The sequence below is a fragment of the Brevundimonas sp. genome, from assembly GCF_003248455.1.
Classification (GTDB): domain Bacteria; phylum Pseudomonadota; class Alphaproteobacteria; order Caulobacterales; family Caulobacteraceae; genus Brevundimonas.
In genome coordinates this window covers 14,629-33,578 of record NZ_QFNM01000023.1, presented here as the reverse complement: position 1 = coordinate 33,578, position 18,950 = coordinate 14,629, and the positions used below count along the sequence as shown (strand labels likewise).

The window sequence follows — 18,950 nt, the reverse complement described above, 5'->3', positions numbered from 1 at the left end:
TTTCGCGACGATTCATCGAGACTAACGCTTACTTACTCGCCGATCAGCGTTTGATGTTGATCAGCTCGGCCAGCATTTCATCGGCCGTGGTGATGATCTTGGACGAGGCGGAATAGGCCCGCTGGGTGGTGATCAGGCCTGTGAATTCGGCCGACAGATCGACGGTCGAGGATTCCAGTTGCTGGGCGGCGATGGCGCCCGCGCCGCCGGTGCCCGCCGCCTTAAGGTTAAAGGTGCCGGATTGAAGGCTTACGGCGTAGGCGTTGCCGGACACCTCCTTCAGGCTGTCGGGGCTGGGGAAGGTGGCGATGGCGACCTGGGCGATGCGGCGCATGACGCCGTTGTCGAAGATGGCGGTGACGAAGCCGCTCTCGTCGATGGTGATCTCGCTCAGATTGCCGAAGGCGGTGCCGTTGGTGACGGTCGACTGCACCACCGAGGCGGTGTTCAGCTGGCTGAGGCCGCCCGCCGAGGTGTTCAGGTCCAGGGTGACGGTCTGGTCGGCGATGCCCAGGCCGTCGGCCCATTTGATCTTGCCGTTGTCGGTCGGATCGTTGGGGTCGATGGTGTTGTTGGGATCCGACTTCAGGAAGGACAAGGTGGCGTTCTCGGGATCGTCGAACAGGCCCGTGCCCGCCGGCCAGGACTTCATCGTGTCCATGTCCAGGCGACCGGCCGGGGTGAAGGCGATCAGGCCGGTCTTGATCTGGCCGTTGGCGTAGGGCGCGCCGGTGACGACGTCCTCGGCCGGCACGGCGACGATTTCGGCGTACCACTGGTTCGGCTGGTCGCTCTTCAGGAAGCGGATTTCCAGGTTGCGCTGACCGCCCTTGGAGTCCGAAACCGGGATGTTCATCTTGAAGTCCGGCTTCACCCCCGACGGATTGTCGTCGTCGGCGTCGTACATCGCCATCGAGTTGACGGTCGGATCGTATTTGGTCTTGGCGATGCCGTTGGTGGTCAAGCCCACATCCGCAAGGTTCAGCGTATAGGGCGCGCCGGGCACGCCTGCGCTGGTGGGGGTGATGGTCATCTGGGTGGCGGTGCTGGTCGCCGTGCCGTTGGTGCTGGCCGCATTGTCGGGCGCGAAGCCCGTCAGGGCGCCGGCGGCGTCGTAGGTCGCCACGCCGGTGATCTTGGTGATCCCCGTCTTGATCGTGACCGCATAACGGTTGGCGTCGATGCGCGAATAGGCGACCGATACGTCGTGCTTGGCGGGGGTGGGGGCGGTGGTGTCCTCCACGCCCTTGTACGACTGGGCCGCCGCCGCGCTGGACACGGCCTGGGTGGAGCGCAGGTTGGCGTTGATCTGGACCCGCGTCGTGGGTTCGGCCGTGCCGCCGACCGAGCCGATGTTGATCGAGCGCAGGCGCGACAGGTCCGAGGGGTCGGTCGAGATGTCGCCGTTGGAGTCCACCGGCCAGCCTTGAAGGTAAAGACCGGCGCTGTTCTTCAGATAGCCCAGCTTGTCGACGCGGAAGGCGCCGGCGCGGGTGAACAGGCGGGTGTCCGTCGCGGACACGCCTTCGGGCTGGGTGGTGGTGACGAAGAACCCTTGGCCGTTGACGGCCAGGTCGGTGCTTTCGGTCGTGCGTTGCAGCTGACCTTCCTGGCTGACGAAGGATCGGGTGTTGGCCGCGACGCCGCCGGCGGAATAGCCGCCGCCGGACTTGGTCTGGCTGTTTACCAGGGTCTGGAACTCGCCCGCCGTGCGTTTGTAGCCCACGGTGTTCACATTGGCGATGTTCTGGGAAATGGCCGCCAGGGCGGCGGAGTTGGCGGCGAGACCGGACACGCCGGCCAGCATGGCGCTGTTGAGGCTCATGGAAGAACGCTCCTTACAAAGAGATCATCGAAAAGGCGGCGGAGCGCATCATGCGGCCGCCTCCCCGGTGGGGACGTTCGGATTCTCCGTATCGTCGGTGGTGGTTTGGGCCTTGATTTCGTTCAGCGAAATCACGGTCGAAAGGGGCAGGATGGAATCGCCGATCACCAGATACGGCGCGCCGTCGTACATTTCGACGCCGGTGACGCGGCCCTGGATCAGGGCCTGGCTGTCGACCTTGGCGCCCGTGGCGTCGGTGGCGGCGATCTTCAGCGTATAGACGCCGCCGTCCTCGGCCGCGCCGCCATCCTTCATCTGACCGTCCCAGGTGAAGGTGTGCAGGCCGGAGGATTTGTCGGGCGCGGCGCCTTCCCAGACCACGGCGCCCTTGCTGTCGACGACTTGCAGCGTGGCCTTGTCGGCGTCCTTGCCCAGTTCATAGGCCCAAGTCGCCTTGCCGTCGCTGTATTCGGTCGCCGTCCAGGCGGCCGTGACCTGTTTGCCGATGTAGTTGGAGGCGTTGTCCAGCCCGCCCGCCGATTGCGCGGCCAGAAGGCTGGTCAAAAGGTCGTTGGTCAGCAGTTGCTGCTCGACGCCCGCCATCTGCGTCAGCTGGGCCGTGAACTCGTTGGAGTCGAGCGGCGACAGCGGGTCCTGGTTCTTCATCTGCGTGGTCAGCAGGGTGAGGAAGGTCTCGAAGTTCGAGGCCAGGGCGGTCGTTCCGCTGCCGATGCGGCTGGTCGCGGTTGAGGTGGAGACGGCGTCGACCATGGGTCAGACCTTCAGATCGACGCGCTCGGGCGTCAGGGAATGGTTGGTCCAGGCGCCGGGCGCCGGAAGGACGGGGGCGTCGGCCTGGGCCGCCAGGCGGCCGCCGCCGGCGAACAGGGCGTTGCGTTGCTGCTGGCGTTCGAAGGCGCCGCCGCCGGCCGAAGGGTCGCGCTGCGAGAAGTCCAGCGCATCGCCCGCCACTTGGAAGCCGGCGTCCTGAAGCTGGCGACGCAGTTCGTCCGCCCGTCCGCGCAGATCGGCGGCGGCGGCGGGATTGTCGAAGGCCAGGCGTGCGGAAAGCTGACCGTCCTTGTCGATTTCCAGGCTGACGTCGACGCGGCCCAGATCCTCGGGCGTCAGGACCATGTCGAAGCGGGTCGAGCGGCCCTCCAGCCTGCGCGCGATCTGGGCGGCGAGATGCGCGGTCGTCTCCACCGTGACGCGCGACAGGGTGGACAGGCCCAGGCCATGATCGGCGGCGGTCGATTGCGCACGGGCGGCGTCGCCGGTCGTGGCGGAGGCGGGCTGAGCGTCGGCGCCTAGGTCGACAGGCGCCGGCGCCTCCGCCGATGCGACCTCCGGCGATGCAGGCTTGGCGCCGAACGCTGGGTTTGAAGGCGCGGCGGTCGTGGCGGGCTCGGCAGGCGTCTTGCCCTCGGCGGGCGCGGCGGTTGACGCGGGGGCGTCGGCCTTCAAGACCGCTTCGGCGCCTTGAAGCAGGTCGCGACGACTGGGGCGCAACGGGGCGGGCGCCTCTGGCGTCGGCCTGCCGGGCGACTGATTGGCAGGCTCGGCCTGGCCGTCCGGCTCCGCCAGCGTCAGTATCGATGCGGCGGCGGCCGGACCGGTCGTCGGGGCGAGCGGCTTCGGCGCCGCGACGGCGACAATCGTCTGAACCTGTGCCGAAGGGACCTGGGCGTCGGCCGCCAGCCGGGCGAGGGCCGCTTGCGCCGCCGCATGGGAGGCGACCGGGCTCTGCCGAGCCGCCGCAGGCGCGACGACGGATGAGGCGGGGGCGGGGGGAGCGGTGGGCGCTTCGGCCGCAAGCCTCGCGACGGTCGGCTTGGCCGTCTCATGGGGTTCCAACGCGGTTTGAGAGCCCCTGGACGCGGCCATGGCGTCGGGAATCTCCGGTGTCGGCTTGGCGAGATTCGTCTTCGCCTCCGCTTCAACAGCTGAGACGGCCTTGGCCGTCTCGACAGACGGGGGCGACTGCAGCGGATGTTCGACGGCGTCCGCGCCCAGCTCCGCAGAAGCCCTTTTCAGCGCGACCGGCGACGCCGCTTCGGCCGTGTCCGACATCGCGGCCGCGCCTGTCGAAGCCGACGGCGGAGGCGGAACGACGCTCGTGGTCGGTTGTCTAGGTTGATCGGTGTCGGCGGCCCCTTCGACTGCGGGCGCAGCCTCCGGCGTCTGGGTCGATGCGGGTGAGACGGGCGTGGTCTGCCCGAAAACCTGAGGGGAGGGGGAGGGCGCAACGGCTTCAACCGTTTCCCTGGCCTGAGGATTCGGCTCCGGCGCCGCTTTCGCCTCTTCTTTCGGGACGTCCGCCGTCTCAGGGGGCGGAGGCGTCAGGCGGTCTGTGCCGACGGGCTTGCCTGGCGTTTCGATCAGGGCGGGATCGTCAGTCGCAATGTCGGTTTCTGCGTTCGCGACAAGACGCATGCTCGTCGTATGCACGACGCCGGGCCGGGCCTGCGCGGCGCCCTTGTCGTCCGCCTGTTCCGCAGCGGCGGCCATCTTCGTGGAGAACAGGCCCGCATCGGCGGCTCCGGCGCCCGACGCAGCCGTGGACGTTCCGGTCGAAACCGGCGCGGCGGGCGCGAACAGAGCGGATGCGATCGACATGATCGGGCGGGGGCTTTCCAAGGCGAAGAGGACGGCGCCTGCTGCGCCAAGGTTCGGCACGGCCGACGCAAGGGGCGGGCCAAAAAAATAGATCAATATAAACAACGGCGAATCCGACATTTCCTTACCGGCTGCGACGCATGACGGTCGATTATTGCCGCGCTATCGCCGCTTTTTGCCCGGCTTGACGGGTCACGGTCGCGCCGCTTGAACGCCTGGCTTGGGGTCAACCCCAACTGGCCCGGCGCTTGCGCGCCTCATCGGTCATGACGGATGTCCGATCCACGATCCCATTGAAAAACAACGCTCTGTCCGAGCGGCGTCGGGGCGTGGCTGGGCAAGAACTGCGCGCGGCAGTGCAGGGCTTGCCGGGTAGGGCGGGGGAGATGCGTCCATGTCGCTGAACTCGATCATGAATATCGCGACCTCGGGCATGCAGACCGCCCAGTCGCAATTGCGCGTCACCGCCGACAATATCGCCAACGTCGACACCCCCGGCTATGTCCGCAAGGTCGCCGACCAGTCCGCCGCCGTCACCAACGGATACGGCGCGGGCGTGGATGTCACGCGCGTTCGGCTGGCGACGGACCGCTTCCTTCAGGCGGCGGCGCTGAGCGCGGGATCGGATGCGGCGCGTCAGGGCGTGCGATCCGAACTCTACGACCAGATTCAGAGCCAGTTCGGCGACCCCAGCAGCGACGCCAACTTCTTCGCCCAGGTCGACAAGCTTTTCGCCAGCTATGCGACGTTGGCCGAAAGCCCGACCTCGTCCGCCGCGCGCCAGGACACGATCTACAAGACCCAGTCGATGTTCAACCAGGCGGCCGGCATCGCCGCCCAGATCCAGTCCGCGCGCCAGGAGGCCGACGGGCGGCTGCAAAGCGCGGTCGAGACGATCAACCCGCTGCTGGAACAGATCGACAAGCTGAACAAGACCATCGCCTCGGGCTCGGTGGTCAATCAGGACGTTACCGGCGCCCAGAACGCCCAGCTGGGCCTGATCAACGAACTCTCCAAATATATGGACGTGAAGGTCGAGCCCCGCGCGAACGGCGGCGTCACCCTGCGCACCAATGCGGGCACGACCCTGGTGGGCGAAGGCCATGCGACGATCTCCTACCAATCGGCCGGAACGGTCGATGCGACCACCGCCTTTTCGGACATCATGATCACCGAGCCCAGCGGCACGCGCTGGCCGCTGCTGGACGGCGTATCGTCGGGCCAGATTCGCGGCCTGGTCGAGATGCGCGACGTGGATGCGCCGGCGGCGGCGGCGCGCCTGGGCGAACTGACGGCCAAGATGGCGGACGAGTTGAACCGCGCCCACAACGCCAACAGCAGCGTGCCGGCCCCGACGACCCTGGCGGGCCGCAACACCGGCCAATCCCTGGAAAACGCGCTCAACGGCTTTTCGGGGGCGACCACCATCACCGCCGTCGACGCCGCCGGCGTCGTTCAGGCCTCGGCCCAGATCGTCTTTTCCGGCGCGACGATGACGATCAACGGCGTCGCGGCCGATCCATCGACCTTCCTCGGGGTGCTGAACGCCCAGATGGGCGGGGCCGTCACGGCCAGCTTCGCCGACGGGCGGCTGCAACTTGACGGCGCGGGCGGGAACGGCGTGGCCATCGCCGACGATGCGACGACGCCTGGCAGCAAGGGCGGCCGCGGCTTTTCCCATTGGTTCGGGCTGAACGACTTGGTCACGATGACCACGCCGACCTTCTACGAGACCGGGCTGACGCTGACTTCGCAGCATGGTTTCGATGCGGGCGAGAGCCTGACGTTCCGCTTCGCCGGGGAATCCGGCGCACGACAGCGGGACATCACCGTGTCCGTCCCCGCCGGGACAGGCACGATGGGCGAACTGCTGGGGGCGTTGAACGATCCGATCACCGGGGTGGGCCGCTACGGCGCCTTCAGCCTGGACGCCGCCGGCAGGCTGGCTTTCAAGGCCTATGATCCGGCCGCCACGACGATGAGCATCGTCAAGGATGCGACGACTCAGACGCCGTCCGGCCTGTCCATGTCCGAACTGTTCGGCCTGGGCGCTGCAGGCGCGACGCGGGCCGGCGCCTACAGCGTTCGCAGCGACATTCAACAGGACCCCGGCAAACTGGCCCTGGCGCAACTGAACCTGGCGGCGGCGGCGGGAACGCCGGCGCTGAGCAAGAGCGACGGACGCGGCGGCCTGGCCCTTGGCGACGTGGGCAAGCGCAACGTCGCCTTCGCCTCGGCCGGCGGCAATGCGGGGGGGACGAAGACCCTTTCGGCCTATGCGGCGGACTTCGCCGGCGACATCGGCGGCAAGGCCTCGGCCGCCAAGACGCGCAGCGAGACCGCCGCCGCCCTTTCGACCGAGGCGGAAAGCCGTCGCACCTCGGCCCAGGGGGTCAATATGGATGAGGAACTGGTCAATATGACCACCTTCCAACAGGCCTATAACGCCTCCGCCCGCCTGATCCAGGCGAGCAAGGACATGTACGACGTTCTGATCGGAATCCTGCAATGACGCGCGTCGCCACGAACGGAAACTTCCAGTCGGCCCTGCTCAGCCTGATGACCGCCCAGAGCCGCGCCCAGCAGGCGCAGGAGCGGATCGACAGCGAAAAGATCGCCACCAACATGGCCGGCTATGGTCGCGGCGCAGAACAGCTGACCAGCCTGACCTCGACCCAGGCGCGGCTTGACGGCTTCATCTCGACTGGAGAAACGGTCGCCGCGCGCCTCAGCGCCCAGGACCTGGCCCTGACCCGCATCTACGAGGGCGGCGCAGGCGCCCGCGACGCCATCGCCAACGGCCTAGGCGCGGGAAACATCACCAATCTGATGACCGAACTGGGCCTGCACTATCAGACCGTACAGGGCGGGCTGAACGCCGAGCACCAGGGCGCCTATCTGTTCGCCGGGGGGCAGGGGGACGTGGCGCCGGCGAAGGCGGCGACCCTGGCCGATCTGGCGACCGCGCCGTCGACCGCTTCGACCTTCGCCAACGACACCCTGAAGCACAAGTCGCGCATCGACGAGAAGACGACGCTGGAGACCGGCTTTCTGGCCAGCGAGGTCGGCGGGCCGCTGACCGAGGTGTTTCGCAACATCCAGGCTTTCCAGAACGGCGCGCCGGTCACGGTGAACGGCGTGACCTACACGCCGGCCGGCGCCGGGACGCTGACGGGCCAACCCGATGCGGATGTGACCGCCTTCCTGAAGGCGCAACTGGCCGAACTGGACAAGGCGAACGCCGGCCTGACCGACCAGACCGCCAGGAACGGCCTTATGCAGAACCATGTCGAAGCCGCCCTGGACGCCCAGCAGGGCCAGAAGACCGCCCTGCAAAAGATGATGCAGGACAAGACCGGCTACGACCCCGCCCAGGCCATCACCGACCTTCAGCAGGCGCAGGTGGCGATCGAAGCCTCGGCGCAGATCATCAATTCGCTGAAGAATACTTCGCTGCTCAACCTGCTGCGCTGAAGCCCCTGAAAATAAAGCAGAACGGTGAAGCTAGACTTGATCTCGGACGAGAACATATCATGAACCATGGCGCGTCTCGATCTCCGTCGAAAACTCTCGGTTCTGGCCGATGCGGCGAAATATGACGCCTCCTGCTCGTCGTCGGGCACGGCGAAGCGGAACTCGGTCGGCGGCAAGGGGATCGGTTCGACCGAGGGGATGGGCATCTGCCACGCCTATACGCCCGACGGGCGCTGCATCAGTCTGCTGAAGATACTGCTGACCAACTTCTGCATCTACGACTGCGCCTATTGCATCAATCGCGCGTCGTCGAACGTGGAGCGGGCGCGGTTCGATGTGAACGAGGTGGTCGACCTGACGCTGAACTTCTACAGGCGCAACTATATCGAGGGCCTGTTCCTGTCGTCGGGCGTCATCCGCAACAGCGACTATACGATGGAGCAGCTGGTCCTGGTGGCCAAGACGCTGCGCGAGGTTCACGACTTTCGTGGCTATATCCATCTGAAACTGATTCCCGAGGCCGATCCGCGTCTGGTCGAGATGGCGGGCCTCTACGCAGACCGTTTGTCGGCCAATATCGAGCTGCCGCGCGACGAGGCGCTGGCCCGGCTGGCGCCACAGAAGGATGTCGGCGTCATCAAGAAGGCGATGGGACAGGTGAGGCTAGGCGTCGAGGCGGCCAGACCTTCCCGGCGCGACAAGACAAAGCCGCCCAGGTTCGCGCCTGGGGGGCAGAGCACCCAGTTGATCGTCGGGGCGGACGGGGCGCCGGACACCGAAATCCTGGATCGCAGCGCCTCGCTGTACGGCGGTTACGGCCTGCGGCGGGTTTATTATTCGGCCTTCAGCCCCATCCCCGACGCCAGCGCCGTCCTGCCCTTGTCCAAGCCGCCGTTGATGCGCGAGCATCGATTGTATCAGGCGGACTGGCTGATGCGGTTCTACGGGTTTTCCGCGCCCGAGATCGCAGAGGGGGCCCCTAGCGGAATGCTGGACCTGGCCGTCGATCCCAAGCTGGCCTGGGCGTTGAACAAGCGCGAGCAGTTTCCCGTCGACGTGAACCGCGCGCCGCGCGAAATGCTGCTGCGGGTGCCGGGATTGGGGGTGAAGGCGGTGGACCGGATCGTGTCCGTCCGTCGCTATCGTACCCTGCGGCTGGAGGACATCGGACGGCTGACCTGCTCGGTCGCCAAGGTCCGCCCCTTCATCACCGCCCTGGACTGGACGCCGGGCGCCCTGACCGACGCCGCCGATCTGAAGACGCAGGTGGGCGGCCGGGCCCCGGAACAGTTGAGTCTGTTCTGATGGCGACGGCGACGCTGGGCGGCGAGACCGACTTTGACGGCTGGCGCAAGGCGGCGCGGGCGTTCCGGCTGGCCGGCGTGGGGCCGGCGGACGCGCAGTTCGTGGTGGCGGGCGGGGCGTCCGGCGTTCAAGGCGGATTGTTCGACCTGCCCGGCTCCGATCGCCCCCGCGAAAGCGGAGATGAGCGGATCGAAAACACGTTCGCCGTTCCTGCATCTTTCGTGGACCTGGCCCGCGAGGTGATCCTGCACCGCGCCGAGGATCGGTTCGACCTGATGTATCGGCTGTTGTGGCGACTCAGGGACGAACCCGATCTGATCCGGGTGGTCTCCGACCGCGATGTGGCCGATGCGATGGAACGGGCCAAGACCGTCAGTCGCGCCTCGCACAAGATGAAGGCCTTCGTCCGCTTTCGTCAGGCGCACGACGACCGGGGCGAAGCCTGGGTCGCCTGGTTCGAGCCGCCGCACCGCGTGCTGGAAAAGACCGCGCCGTTTTTCCAGCGTCGCTTCACCACCATGCGCTGGTCGATCCTGACGCCGGACGGCTCGGCCTTCTGGGATGGCGAAAACATGCGGTTCGGTCCGCCGGCGACGCGCGACATGGCGCCGGCCGAGGACGAGATCGAAGCGTTCTGGAAGACCTACTACGCCTCGACCTTCAATCCGGCCCGGCTGAAGGTGAAGACCATGCAGGGCGAGATGGCCAAGACCTATTGGAAGAATCTGCCTGAGGCCGCCCTGATCCCGGAACTGGTGGCCGCTTCGTCGGTTCGAACGGAAGCCATGGTCGCCACGCCCGCGCCTTCGCCCAACGCCCGTTTCGCCCGCGCCGTGGCGCCCGACCTGCACGCCGCGCGCCCGGATGCGCAGGCCGTTCCCGAAAGTCTGGCCGAAGTGGCCGAAGGGGTGAAGGCCTGTCGCCGCTGCCCGTTATATCGCGATGCGACCCAGGGCGTGTGCGGCGAAGGGCCGAAACAGGCGCGGTTGATGATCGTGGGCGAACAGCCGGGCGATCAGGAAGATCTTGCCGGGCGTCCCTTCGTCGGCCCGGCGGGCGCGGTGTTGGACGTCGCGCTTGAAGAGGCGGGGATCGACCGCGCCGATGTCTATGTCACCAACGCCGTCAAACATTTCAAGCATGAGCCGCGCGGCAAGCGACGGCTGCACAAGACGCCCGACGCCGGCGAGGTCCAGGCCTGCCGCTGGTGGCTGGACGCCGAGCGCCGGCTGCTGAAGCCGAAGGTGGTTCTGGCCCTGGGTGCCACGGCCGGGCTGGCGGTGCTGGGGCGCAAGCCGGCGGTGATGCGCGAACGCGGCGCGCCGCTGGCCCTGACGGATGGCGGGACGGCCATGCTGACCGTTCACCCGTCTTATCTGCTTCGCCTGCCCGACCCCGCCGCGAAAGCGCAGGCGCGGCGGCTGTTCATCGACGATCTGGCCACTGTCCGGGCCCTGATGGGCTGAGACGAGAGAACGAATCCCGTTCGACCGCGTTTGCCATCCACGCCAGCGTCACGGTTTGGCGCAACCATCAGGGGGAGGCGGCCGCGACACGGTTCAGCGACATTCATCCGCGTAAATGTCATCGCCGTTGACATCGGAGGCGGCCTTGACCATTAGCGCCGTAAGGATTCCGGCTGCGCGGCCTGGCGGTCCCAAAGCATCGGCTAAGGGATGATCGCGATGTCCGACCTGACGTTCGAGGCCCGATGAGCCAGGCGCAATACGAGATCGTGGAGGCGGACGGCGCGGCGCGGCTGCGGCTGACCGGCGACTGGACGACGACGGCGCTCGGCCGTCTTCCCGCCGAGCTTAGCCGCGACCTGGAAGGCCGCGAGATCGCCAGCATAGACACCTCGGACCTGGGGCGTTTCGACACCGCCGGCGCCCTGGCCCTGGTGAAGGCGTCCAGCGGGCGACTGCCCAAGAGCCAGTGGACGGCGCGCCCCGAGGCGGGCCGCATCTATCACATGATCGAACTGCTGGAGCGCAAGAGCGCCCCGGCTCCCAAACCCGCCAGCGCCTTTGTGCGCACCTTCGCCAAGATCGGCCGCGGCGTTTATGACTTCGCCGGCGAGGCGATGCTGTCCCTGGCCTTCCTGGGCCGTCTGATGGCCGCCGTGGCCGAGGCGTTGCGCCATCCGGGCGGCATCCGCTGGCCCGCCTGGGTCAGCCAGGCCGAACGCTCCGGTTTGGACGCCATTCCCATCGTCGTGATCACAAACTTCTTCATCGGCGCCGTGGTGGCCTTCATCGGCGTGGACCTGCTGGCCGACTTCGGCGCTCAGGTCTTTGCGGTGCAGTTGATCGGCGTGGCCATGTTCCGCGAGTTCGCGGTGGTGATCGCCTCGGTCCTCTTGGCCGGCCGGTCTTCGTCCGCCTTCGCCGCCGAGATCGGCTCGATGCGGATGAACCAGGAGGTCGACGCCATGCAGGTCATGGGCGTCAATCCGTTTCAGGCCCTGGTGGTGCCGCGCGTGGCCGCCCTGGTGCTGATGCTGCCGCTGCTCACCTTCATGGGAATGATCGGCGGTCTGCTGGGCGGCCTCGTCGTCTGCTGGAGTTCGCTGAATCTCGGCCCGTCCTTCTTCTTCCAGCGCCTGGTGGAAGTCGGCGGCATGCCTCAGCACATGATGGTCGGCTTGGTGAAGGCGCCGGCCTTCGCCCTCGTCATCGCCGCCATCGGCTGCCGCCAGGGCATGTCGGTCGCCGGCGACGTCGAAAGCCTGGGGCGGCGCGTGACGGCGGCCGTGGTCCAAGCCATCTTCGCCATCATCCTGCTGGACGCGGTGTTCGCCCTGATCTTCCTGGAGCTGAACATATGAGCGGCGCGAAGCCAGAGACCGCCGTCCGTGCCGCCGACGCGCCGGGGACGGAAAATCTGATCGAGGTGCGCGGCCTCTTGAGCCAGTTCGGCGACCGCGTCATCCACCAAAACCTGGACATCGACCTGCAGCGCGGCGAGGTCATGGGCGTCGTAGGCGGATCGGGCGCGGGCAAGACGGTCCTGTTGAACACCATCATCGGCCTGAAGGAGCCGGAGGGCGGCTCGGTGAAGGTGCTGGGCTACGACCGCGCCACCCTGACCGACGATCAAGCTGCCGATATCGAGCGTCGCACCGGCATCCTGTTCCAGCAGGGCGCGCTGTTCTCGGCCCTGTCGGTGCTCGAGAACGTCGCTTCGCCGTTGATCGAGCATACCAAATTGCCGAAGTCGGTGATCTACGAACTGGCCGAGATGAAGATCGCCATGGTCGGTCTGAAGCCCGAGCACCATTATCTGAAGCCGGCCGAACTGTCGGGCGGAATGAAGAAGCGCGCCGGCCTGGCCCGCGCCCTGGCGCTGGACCCGGAGCTGGTCTTCCTGGACGAACCGACGGCGGGGCTGGACCCGATCGGGGCCGCCGCCTTCGACGATCTGATCCGTCAGCTGGCGGACGATCTGGGCCTGTCGGTCTTCATGATCACCCATGATCTCGATACCCTCTACGCCATCTGCGACAAGGTGGCGGTCCTGGCGGACAAGCGGGTGGTCGAGAAGGCCACGGTGCAGGAGCTGGAACGCTCCGATCATCCGTGGATCAAGGAATACTTTTTGGGGCCGCGCGGCCGCGCCGTCGCCAGAAGTGCGGCCTGAGGAGAGCCGAGCATGGAAAGAGACGCACATTACGCCGCGGTCGGCATCGCCACCGTCGCTCTGCTGGCGGCGCTGGCGGTGTTCACCATCTGGCTGGCCCGGTTGCAGTTCAACAGCGACTACGACCTGTACGAAATCGTCTTCTACGGCCCGGTGAACGGGCTGTCGGAGGGGGGGGAAGTGCATTTCAACGGCATCCGGGTCGGCGAAGTCACCGATGTGCACATCGACACCAAGCGCGGCGACCAGGTCATCGCCCGCGTGCGCGTGGACGGCTCGACGCCGGTGCGCGTCACCTCGCGCGCTCAACTGGAACCGCAAGGCATCACTGGCGTGAACTACATTCAGATCACCGCCGGCTCGCCTGACAGCGCCCTGCTGAAGGACCAGTATCCTGACAATGTCGTGCCGGTGCTGCAAAGCCAGCCGTCGCCCATCGCCGAACTGCTCAGCGGTTCGGGCACCGTGCTGGCCCAGACGGTGGACGCCCTGAACCGCATCAACCGCGTCATGTCGGACGACAACATCCGCAGCTTCTCGACCAGCGTGAAGAATGTCGAGGCCCTGACCACCGAGCTTGAGGCCCGCAAGGCCATCTTCCAGCAACTGGAGGAAGCCGTCACCAGCGCCAATGCGGCTGTGAAGGAATATCAGGCCCTGGCCGTCGACACGCGCCAGATCGTCAACACCGACGGCCGTCAGGCCATCGCCAACATCAACCAGGCGACGGCGGAGGCCCGCACGGCCATCGCCTCGGCCAACCGATCGATCACGGGGCTGGAGCGGCCGCTCGGCGACTTTGCGACGTCCAGCCTGCCGCAGCTGACCGGCACGATCGAGGAACTGCAGGACGCCACCCGCTCTCTTCAGGCCCTGATCGACCAGGTGCGCGCCAGCCCCCGCGACTTCATCGGTCGTCCCCAATCCAAAGAGCTGGAGGTTCAGCCGTGATCCCTCGTTCCGTCGTTCGTTCCGGCCTTCGTCTGGCGGCGGGTCTCGCCGCTGTGGCGGCTCTTGGCGGCTGTTCGCTGCTGTCGACGCCGGACCCGGTGCAGAATTATCGCTTCGGCCTGCCGCTGGCGGCGCCCTCCGCCGTGGGGGCGTCGCCTGCGCCCCTGACGGTCTCCATCCGCCGCATCGAATTCCCGGAGGCGGCCGGCGACGACCGCATCCTGGGCGTGACGGGGCTCGAGACCGCCTATATCGGCGGGGCGCGCTGGGTTTCGCCCGCGTCCACCCTGTTCGACGACAGCCTGAAGGCCGCCTTCGCCAATCGGGCGGATCGAATTCGCGTCCTGGGCCGCCGCGAGCCGGGCACGCCGCCCCTGGTGTTGCAGGTGACGGTGACGACGTTCGAGGCCCGCTACGCCGCGCCGGGGGCCGCGCCTGACGTGGTCGTCACCGCACGGGCCCAACTGCGCTCGACGCCCGAGCGTCGGACCGACGGCGCGGCCATCCGCCCCGAGGAAGGGCGTTCGGTCGAGCGCGTCTTCACCGTGATCCAGCCCGCCGGCGAGAACCGGGTGTCGGCTATCGTCGCCGCCTTCGACGCCGCCACGCGCGACATCAATACCCAGATCGCCGACTGGACAATTCAGTCGGCGGCCTGACGCAGGACGCCGAGGCGCGGATGCGCTAGGGTGGAGACGAATCTGCACCCGGAGTTGTCATGAGTTTTTCCGCCACCGACGCGGCCTTCGAAGGGTTCCGCGTCGTTCGCCGTCGTCCGGTGGTCGCCCTGGCCTGGGGTCTGACCTATCTGCTGCTGTATCTGGTCATGTTCGGCCTGGGTGCGGACAAGTGGGCGGCGTTGATGGCGGCCGGCGAGGCCCTGGAACAGTCGGCCAACCCTTCGATGGCCGACTTTCAGGCCCTCGGTCCCGTCTACGCCAGCGCCTTCGCCCTGGCCGCGCCTGCGGGCCTGGTGATCGGCGCGGTGCTGAGCGCGGCGGTGGCCCGCGCAGTGCTGCGGCCGGAAGAGACGCGCTGGGGCTATCTGCGGCTGGGCATGGACGAGGTGCGCGTTCTGGTCGTGACCCTGGCCGTCGCCGTGATCGTCGGCCTGTCGTCCGGCGTGGCCATGACGGTGGTGGGCGCCGCCATCGGCTTCGGCGCCGCCTCGGGCCAGCCGCTGCTGATCCTGCTCGGCGTCTTGCTGATCTTCGCCGCCTTCGCCCTGGTGGTCTGGCTGGCGGTCAAGTTCAGCCTGGCCGTGCCGATGACGGTGGATCGCCGCAAGATCGTGATCCTGGAGTCCTTTTCCGCCACGAAGGGCCATTTCTGGGCCCTGCTCGGCATGGCGGTCATCGCCGTGGTCATGTCCCTTATCGTCAGCATCCTGGGCATGATCATCGGCGCCGCGACCGATCTGGCGACCGGCGGCGTCCAGAGCCTGTCGCGCTACGCCGACCTGGGCCTAGGCCAGATTCTGGCCCGCGCCTGGCCGGCCCTGCTGGTGTCCTCGATTGTCAACGCCTTCCTGTCTGCGCTGCAACTAGCCGTGCTGTACGCCCCCTTCTCGGCGGCGTGGCAGGCCATCCGCACGTCCAGGGGGCGCTGACGGCGGTCGTTCGGATCAGGCGGAGGCCTTCGCCTTCTTCCGCACGGGCGTGGCCGGAGCCGCGCGGCCCGGCGCGGCGGGGGCGCCCAGGGCCGCGACCCGGGCCTTGCGGCGCGCTTCGTGCCGGTCCAGCACCTCCTTGAGGTATTTGCCGGTCCAGCTGGCGGTGTTGTCCGCCACCTGTTCGGGCGTGCCGACCGCGACGATCTCGCCGCCGCCGTCGCCGCCTTCGGGACCGAAGTCGAGCAGATAGTCGGCGACCTTGATGACATCGAGATTGTGCTCGATCACGACGATGGTGTTGCCGGCCTCGACCAGTTCCTGGAGCACCTCCAGCAGCTTGCGCGTATCCTCGAAGTGAAGCCCGGTGGTCGGCTCGTCGAGGATATACAGGGTGCGGCCGGTCGCGCGTTTCGACAGCTCTTTGGACAGTTTGACCCGCTGGGCCTCGCCGCCCGACAGGGTCGTCGCCGGCTGGCCCACCTTGACATAGCCCAGGCCCACCCGCTCCAGCGTCAGCATCTTGTCGCGGATCGGCGGAACCGCCTTGAAGAAGCTGGCGGCCTCCTCCACCGTCATGTCCAGCACGTCGCTTATGGACTTGCCCTTGAACGCGATCTCCAACGTCTCGCGGTTATAGCGTTTGCCCTTGCAGACGTCGCAGGTGACATAGACGTCGGGCAGGAAGTGCATTTCGATCTTGATCACGCCGTCGCCCTGGCAGGCCTCGCAGCGGCCGCCCTTGACGTTGAAGCTGAACCGGCCGGGGCCATAGCCGCGCGCCTTGGATTCCGGCAGACCCGCATACCAGTCGCGGATGGGCCCGAAGGCGCCGGTGTAGGTCGCCGGGTTCGAGCGCGGGGTGCGGCCGATGGGCGACTGGTCGATGTCGATGACCTTGTCGAAATGCTCCAGCCCCTCGATCCGGTCGAAGGGGGCGGGGGCTTCGGACGCATTGTTCAGGCGACGGGCGGCGGCCTTGTACAAGGTCTCGATGGTGAAGGTCGATTTGCCCCCCCCGGAGACGCCGGTGATGCAGGTGAAGACCCCGACCGGGATTTCGCCTGTCACGCTCTTCAGATTGTTGCCGCTGGCCCCGCTGATCTTCAGCATCCGCTTGCGGTCGATCGGTCGGCGACCCTCGGCCGGGATTTCGATCTCGCGCGCGCCGGTCAGATACTTGCCGGTCAGGCTGTTCGGATTGGCCATGACCTGTTCGGGGGTGCCCTCGGCGCAGACCGTGCCGCCGTGCACGCCGGCGGCCGGCCCCATGTCGATGACATAGTCGGCGGTCAGGATCGCTTCCTCGTCATGCTCGACGACCAGGACCGAATTGCCCAGGTCGCGCAGCCCCTTCAGGCTTTCCAGCAGACGGGACGCCGGTCAGGCCCGAGCCGATCTGCGACGCCAGACGGATGCGCTGGCTCTCGCCGCCCGACAGGGTGCCGGACGACCGCGACAGGTTCAGATAGTCCAGGCCGACATTGTTCAGGAACCGCAGCCGGTCGCAGATCTCCTTCAAAATGCGCCGGGCGATCTCCATCTGCTTTTCGCTCAGGCTCTCCTCCAGGGTCGAGAACCACAGATAGGCCTTGGAGATCGACAGGGTGGAGATGTCGGCGATGTCCTCGCCCCCGACCTTGACCGCAAGGGCCTCGGGCTTCAGCCGCTTGCCGTGGCAGGCGTCGCACGGCGTTTCGGACTGATAGCGGGCCAGTTCCTCGCGCACCCAGGCGCTGTCGGTCTCGCGCCAGCGGCGCTCCAGGTTGGGCAGCACGCCTTCGAACGGCTTTGAGACCTCGTACTTGCGGGCGTTGTCGTCGTAGGTGAACTTGATCTTCTCCGCGCCCGTGCCGTGCAGGATGGCCTTGTGCGCCTGGGCCGGCAGATCCCGCCACGGCTTGTCCATCGAGAAGCCGTAGTGGCGGCTCAGCGATTGCAGCGTCTGGGTGTAGAGGGGCGACGGGCCGCGCGCCCAGGGCGCGACGGCGCCCTTGTGCAGGGTCTTGTCGCGGTCGGGGATGACCAGGTCGGCGTCGAAGGCCAGCTTGACCCCCAGGCCGTCGCAGACGGGACAGGCGCCGAACGGATTGTTGAACGAGAACAGGCGCGGCTCGATCTCGCTGATCGTGAAACCGGACACCGGACAGGCGAACCGCTCCGAAAAGACCAGGGTGCGCGGCGCAGTCTCGCCCTCGGGCGTCGACGCCCATTCCGCGGTCGCCAGCCCGTCGGCCAGACCCAGGGCCGTCTGAAGGCTGTCGGCGTAGCGGCTTTCCTGATCCGGCTTGGTGACGATCCGGTCCACGACGATGTCGATGTCGTGCTTGAACTTCTTGTCCAGCGTCGGCGCCTCGTCGATCGGGTAGAACTGGCCGTCGATCTTCAGGCGCTGGAAACCCTGGCGCTGCCACTCGGCGATTTCCTTCTTGTACTCGCCCTTCCTGCCGCGAACGACGGGCGCCAGCAGCAGGATGCGCTCGCCGTCGGGCAGGGCGGTCAGCTTGTCGACCATCTGGCTGATGGTCTGGCTCTCGATCGGCAGGCCGGTGGCGGGCGAATAGGGTACGCCGACCCGCGCCCACAGCAGACGCATATAGTCGTGAATCTCCGTCACCGTGCCGACCGTCGACCGCGGGTTCTTGGAGGTCGTCTTCTGCTCGATGGAGATGGCCGGCGACAGGCCCTCGATCAGGTCCACGTCCGGCTTGCCCATCAGCTCCAGGAACTGGCGCGCATAGGCCGACAGGCTCTCGACATAGCGGCGCTGCCCTTCGGCGTAGATGGTGTCGAACGCCAGGGACGACTTGCCCGAGCCCGAAAGGCCGGTCATCACCACCAGCTGTTCGCGCGGAATATCCAGGTCCACGCCCTTGAGATTATGCTCGCGGGCGCCGCGAACGCGGATGAAGTTGTGCTTTTCGGTCATTGAATCCGGGAACGCGGAGAGGGCCGGACGGCTCCGGCGCGACGACGCTATATGGGGATCAATTCGCGCGTTTCAGCAAGAACAATGTGAGAACATTGCGACGTTCAGCCGGTTGGGTTATCGTCCCGAATGGCTGATGGGTTCGACATTCACCTGAACGAGGATCAGGCGCGGCGTCTGAAGGCAGCGGCCGAGGCTGCGGGCGTGGAGCCGACGCCCTATGCGCTACGGGCGCTGGAAAACGTGATCGGCGACACCGACATCGCGGGCGTAAGCGAGTATTCTGCGGCCTGGGTCGCAGAAGATGAGGAACGCTGGGCGGAGTATGAGCGCACGGGCGCGACCATTCCATTGGAAGACGCGCTTCGTGACTTTCACGCCAATTTGGAGCGGAGACTGGCGGAGAAGACGTGAACTATCGGGTTCGGCTGCTGCCGCCGGCGCGTAGCGATCTGATTCGCGTCTCGAACTTTCTGGCCGATGTGTCGCCAGGAGCCGCCTTGCGCGCTGCGGATGTGCTGGACGGGGCGTTGAGAACTCTGGGGACGTTTCCAGAGCGTGCGCCCAAGAACCGGATCGGCGGTCGCGACATGATCGTC

Annotated in this window: 13 protein-coding genes and 1 pseudogene; 10 read left to right on the top strand and 4 right to left on the bottom strand. The window is 67.1% G+C overall.

Going from position 1 to position 18,950, the window contains the following annotated elements; genetic code table 11:
* Positions 1-43: 43 nt before the first annotated feature.
* Genes flgE through DI624_RS10110 form a run of 3 tightly spaced genes read right to left on the bottom strand, consistent with a single transcriptional unit; the run spans position 44 to position 4,444 of the window.
* Positions 44-1,825 carry a flagellar hook protein FlgE gene (gene flgE / locus DI624_RS10120; protein ID WP_291537899.1) on the bottom strand — a complete coding sequence of 594 codons (1,782 nt, stop codon included), beginning with the start codon at positions 1,823-1,825 and terminating at the stop codon, positions 44-46.
* 48 nt (positions 1,826-1,873) lie between these two features.
* On the bottom strand, positions 1,874-2,596 hold the full coding sequence (locus DI624_RS10115; protein ID WP_291537897.1) for a flagellar hook capping FlgD N-terminal domain-containing protein: 723 nt from the start codon (positions 2,594-2,596) through the stop codon (positions 1,874-1,876).
* Positions 2,597-2,599: 3 nt separating this feature from the next.
* Positions 2,600-4,444: a flagellar hook-length control protein FliK gene (locus tag DI624_RS10110; protein ID WP_291537895.1), complete on the bottom strand. Its 1,845-nt coding sequence runs from the start codon at positions 4,442-4,444 to the stop codon at positions 2,600-2,602.
* Between the two features lie 394 nt (positions 4,445-4,838).
* On the opposite strand from DI624_RS10110, the gene flgK reads away from it, so the two are divergent.
* From flgK to DI624_RS10065, 9 genes are all read left to right on the top strand, one after another.
* On the top strand, positions 4,839-6,956 hold the full coding sequence (flgK, locus tag DI624_RS10105; protein WP_291537892.1) for a flagellar hook-associated protein FlgK: 2,118 nt from the start codon (positions 4,839-4,841) through the stop codon (positions 6,954-6,956).
* Positions 6,953-7,918 carry a flagellin gene (locus DI624_RS10100; RefSeq protein WP_291537890.1) on the top strand — a complete coding sequence of 322 codons (966 nt, stop codon included), beginning with the start codon at positions 6,953-6,955 and terminating at the stop codon, positions 7,916-7,918. Before flgK ends, DI624_RS10100 begins: the two co-directional genes overlap by 4 nt.
* A gap of 66 nt (positions 7,919-7,984) precedes the next feature.
* Positions 7,985-9,223 carry a putative DNA modification/repair radical SAM protein gene (locus tag DI624_RS10095; protein WP_291537888.1) on the top strand — a complete coding sequence of 413 codons (1,239 nt, stop codon included), beginning with the start codon at positions 7,985-7,987 and terminating at the stop codon, positions 9,221-9,223.
* Positions 9,223-10,689 carry a UdgX family uracil-DNA binding protein gene (locus tag DI624_RS10090; protein ID WP_291537886.1) on the top strand — a complete coding sequence of 489 codons (1,467 nt, stop codon included), beginning with the start codon at positions 9,223-9,225 and terminating at the stop codon, positions 10,687-10,689. Before DI624_RS10095 ends, DI624_RS10090 begins: the two co-directional genes overlap by 1 nt.
* Positions 10,690-10,934: 245 nt before the next feature.
* Positions 10,935-12,050: an ABC transporter permease gene (locus DI624_RS10085; protein WP_291537884.1), complete on the top strand. Its 1,116-nt coding sequence runs from the start codon at positions 10,935-10,937 to the stop codon at positions 12,048-12,050.
* The gene (locus tag DI624_RS10080; RefSeq protein WP_291537880.1) at positions 12,047-12,862 is read left to right on the top strand and encodes an ABC transporter ATP-binding protein; all 816 of its coding nucleotides are present in this window, start codon (positions 12,047-12,049) and stop codon (positions 12,860-12,862) included. The genes DI624_RS10085 and DI624_RS10080 overlap by 4 nt, the downstream gene beginning before the upstream one ends.
* Before the next feature lie 12 nt (positions 12,863-12,874).
* Entirely contained in the window at positions 12,875-13,813 is a 939-nt protein-coding gene (locus DI624_RS10075) for an MlaD family protein (RefSeq protein ID WP_291537878.1), read from the top strand.
* Positions 13,810-14,472 (top strand): ABC-type transport auxiliary lipoprotein family protein, encoded by a 663-nt coding sequence (locus DI624_RS10070; protein WP_291537876.1) that lies wholly within the window; start codon positions 13,810-13,812, stop codon positions 14,470-14,472. The genes DI624_RS10075 and DI624_RS10070 overlap by 4 nt, the downstream gene beginning before the upstream one ends.
* Before the next feature lie 59 nt (positions 14,473-14,531).
* Entirely contained in the window at positions 14,532-15,422 is an 891-nt protein-coding gene (locus tag DI624_RS10065; protein ID WP_291537873.1) for a hypothetical protein, read from the top strand.
* A gap of 15 nt (positions 15,423-15,437) precedes the next feature.
* Here DI624_RS10065 and uvrA read toward each other — a convergent pair.
* Positions 15,438-18,351 (bottom strand): annotated as a pseudogene (gene uvrA / locus DI624_RS10060) (excinuclease ABC subunit UvrA).
* A gap of 129 nt (positions 18,352-18,480) precedes the next feature.
* On the opposite strand from uvrA, the gene DI624_RS10055 reads away from it, so the two are divergent.
* Positions 18,481-18,765, top strand: a complete 285-nt coding sequence (locus DI624_RS10055; protein ID WP_291537870.1) for a hypothetical protein — start codon at positions 18,481-18,483, stop codon at positions 18,763-18,765.
* Positions 18,766-18,950: the final 185 nt, after the last annotated feature.

What these genes read in the sequence shown, in the direction of transcription:
- DI624_RS10075 (WP_291537878.1), top strand. Translation starts at nt 12,875, where the DNA reads ATGGAAAGAGACGCACATTACGCCGCGGTCGGCATCGCCACCGTCGCT.
- DI624_RS10100 (WP_291537890.1), top strand. Translation starts at nt 6,953, where the DNA reads ATGACGCGCGTCGCCACGAACGGAAACTTCCAGTCGGCCCTGCTCAGC.
- DI624_RS10110 (WP_291537895.1), bottom strand. Translation starts at nt 4,444, where the DNA reads ATGTCGATCGCATCCGCTCTGTTCGCGCCCGCCGCGCCGGTTTCGACC.
- flgE (WP_291537899.1), bottom strand. Translation starts at nt 1,825, where the DNA reads ATGAGCCTCAACAGCGCCATGCTGGCCGGCGTGTCCGGTCTCGCCGCC.
- DI624_RS10085 (WP_291537884.1), top strand. Translation starts at nt 10,935, where the DNA reads ATGAGCCAGGCGCAATACGAGATCGTGGAGGCGGACGGCGCGGCGCGG.
- flgK (WP_291537892.1), top strand. Translation starts at nt 4,839, where the DNA reads ATGTCGCTGAACTCGATCATGAATATCGCGACCTCGGGCATGCAGACC.
- DI624_RS10080 (WP_291537880.1), top strand. Translation starts at nt 12,047, where the DNA reads ATGAGCGGCGCGAAGCCAGAGACCGCCGTCCGTGCCGCCGACGCGCCG.
- DI624_RS10055 (WP_291537870.1), top strand. Translation starts at nt 18,481, where the DNA reads ATGGCTGATGGGTTCGACATTCACCTGAACGAGGATCAGGCGCGGCGT.
- DI624_RS10065 (WP_291537873.1), top strand. Translation starts at nt 14,532, where the DNA reads ATGAGTTTTTCCGCCACCGACGCGGCCTTCGAAGGGTTCCGCGTCGTT.
- DI624_RS10115 (WP_291537897.1), bottom strand. Translation starts at nt 2,596, where the DNA reads ATGGTCGACGCCGTCTCCACCTCAACCGCGACCAGCCGCATCGGCAGC.
- DI624_RS10090 (WP_291537886.1), top strand. Translation starts at nt 9,223, where the DNA reads ATGGCGACGGCGACGCTGGGCGGCGAGACCGACTTTGACGGCTGGCGC.
- DI624_RS10095 (WP_291537888.1), top strand. Translation starts at nt 7,985, where the DNA reads ATGGCGCGTCTCGATCTCCGTCGAAAACTCTCGGTTCTGGCCGATGCG.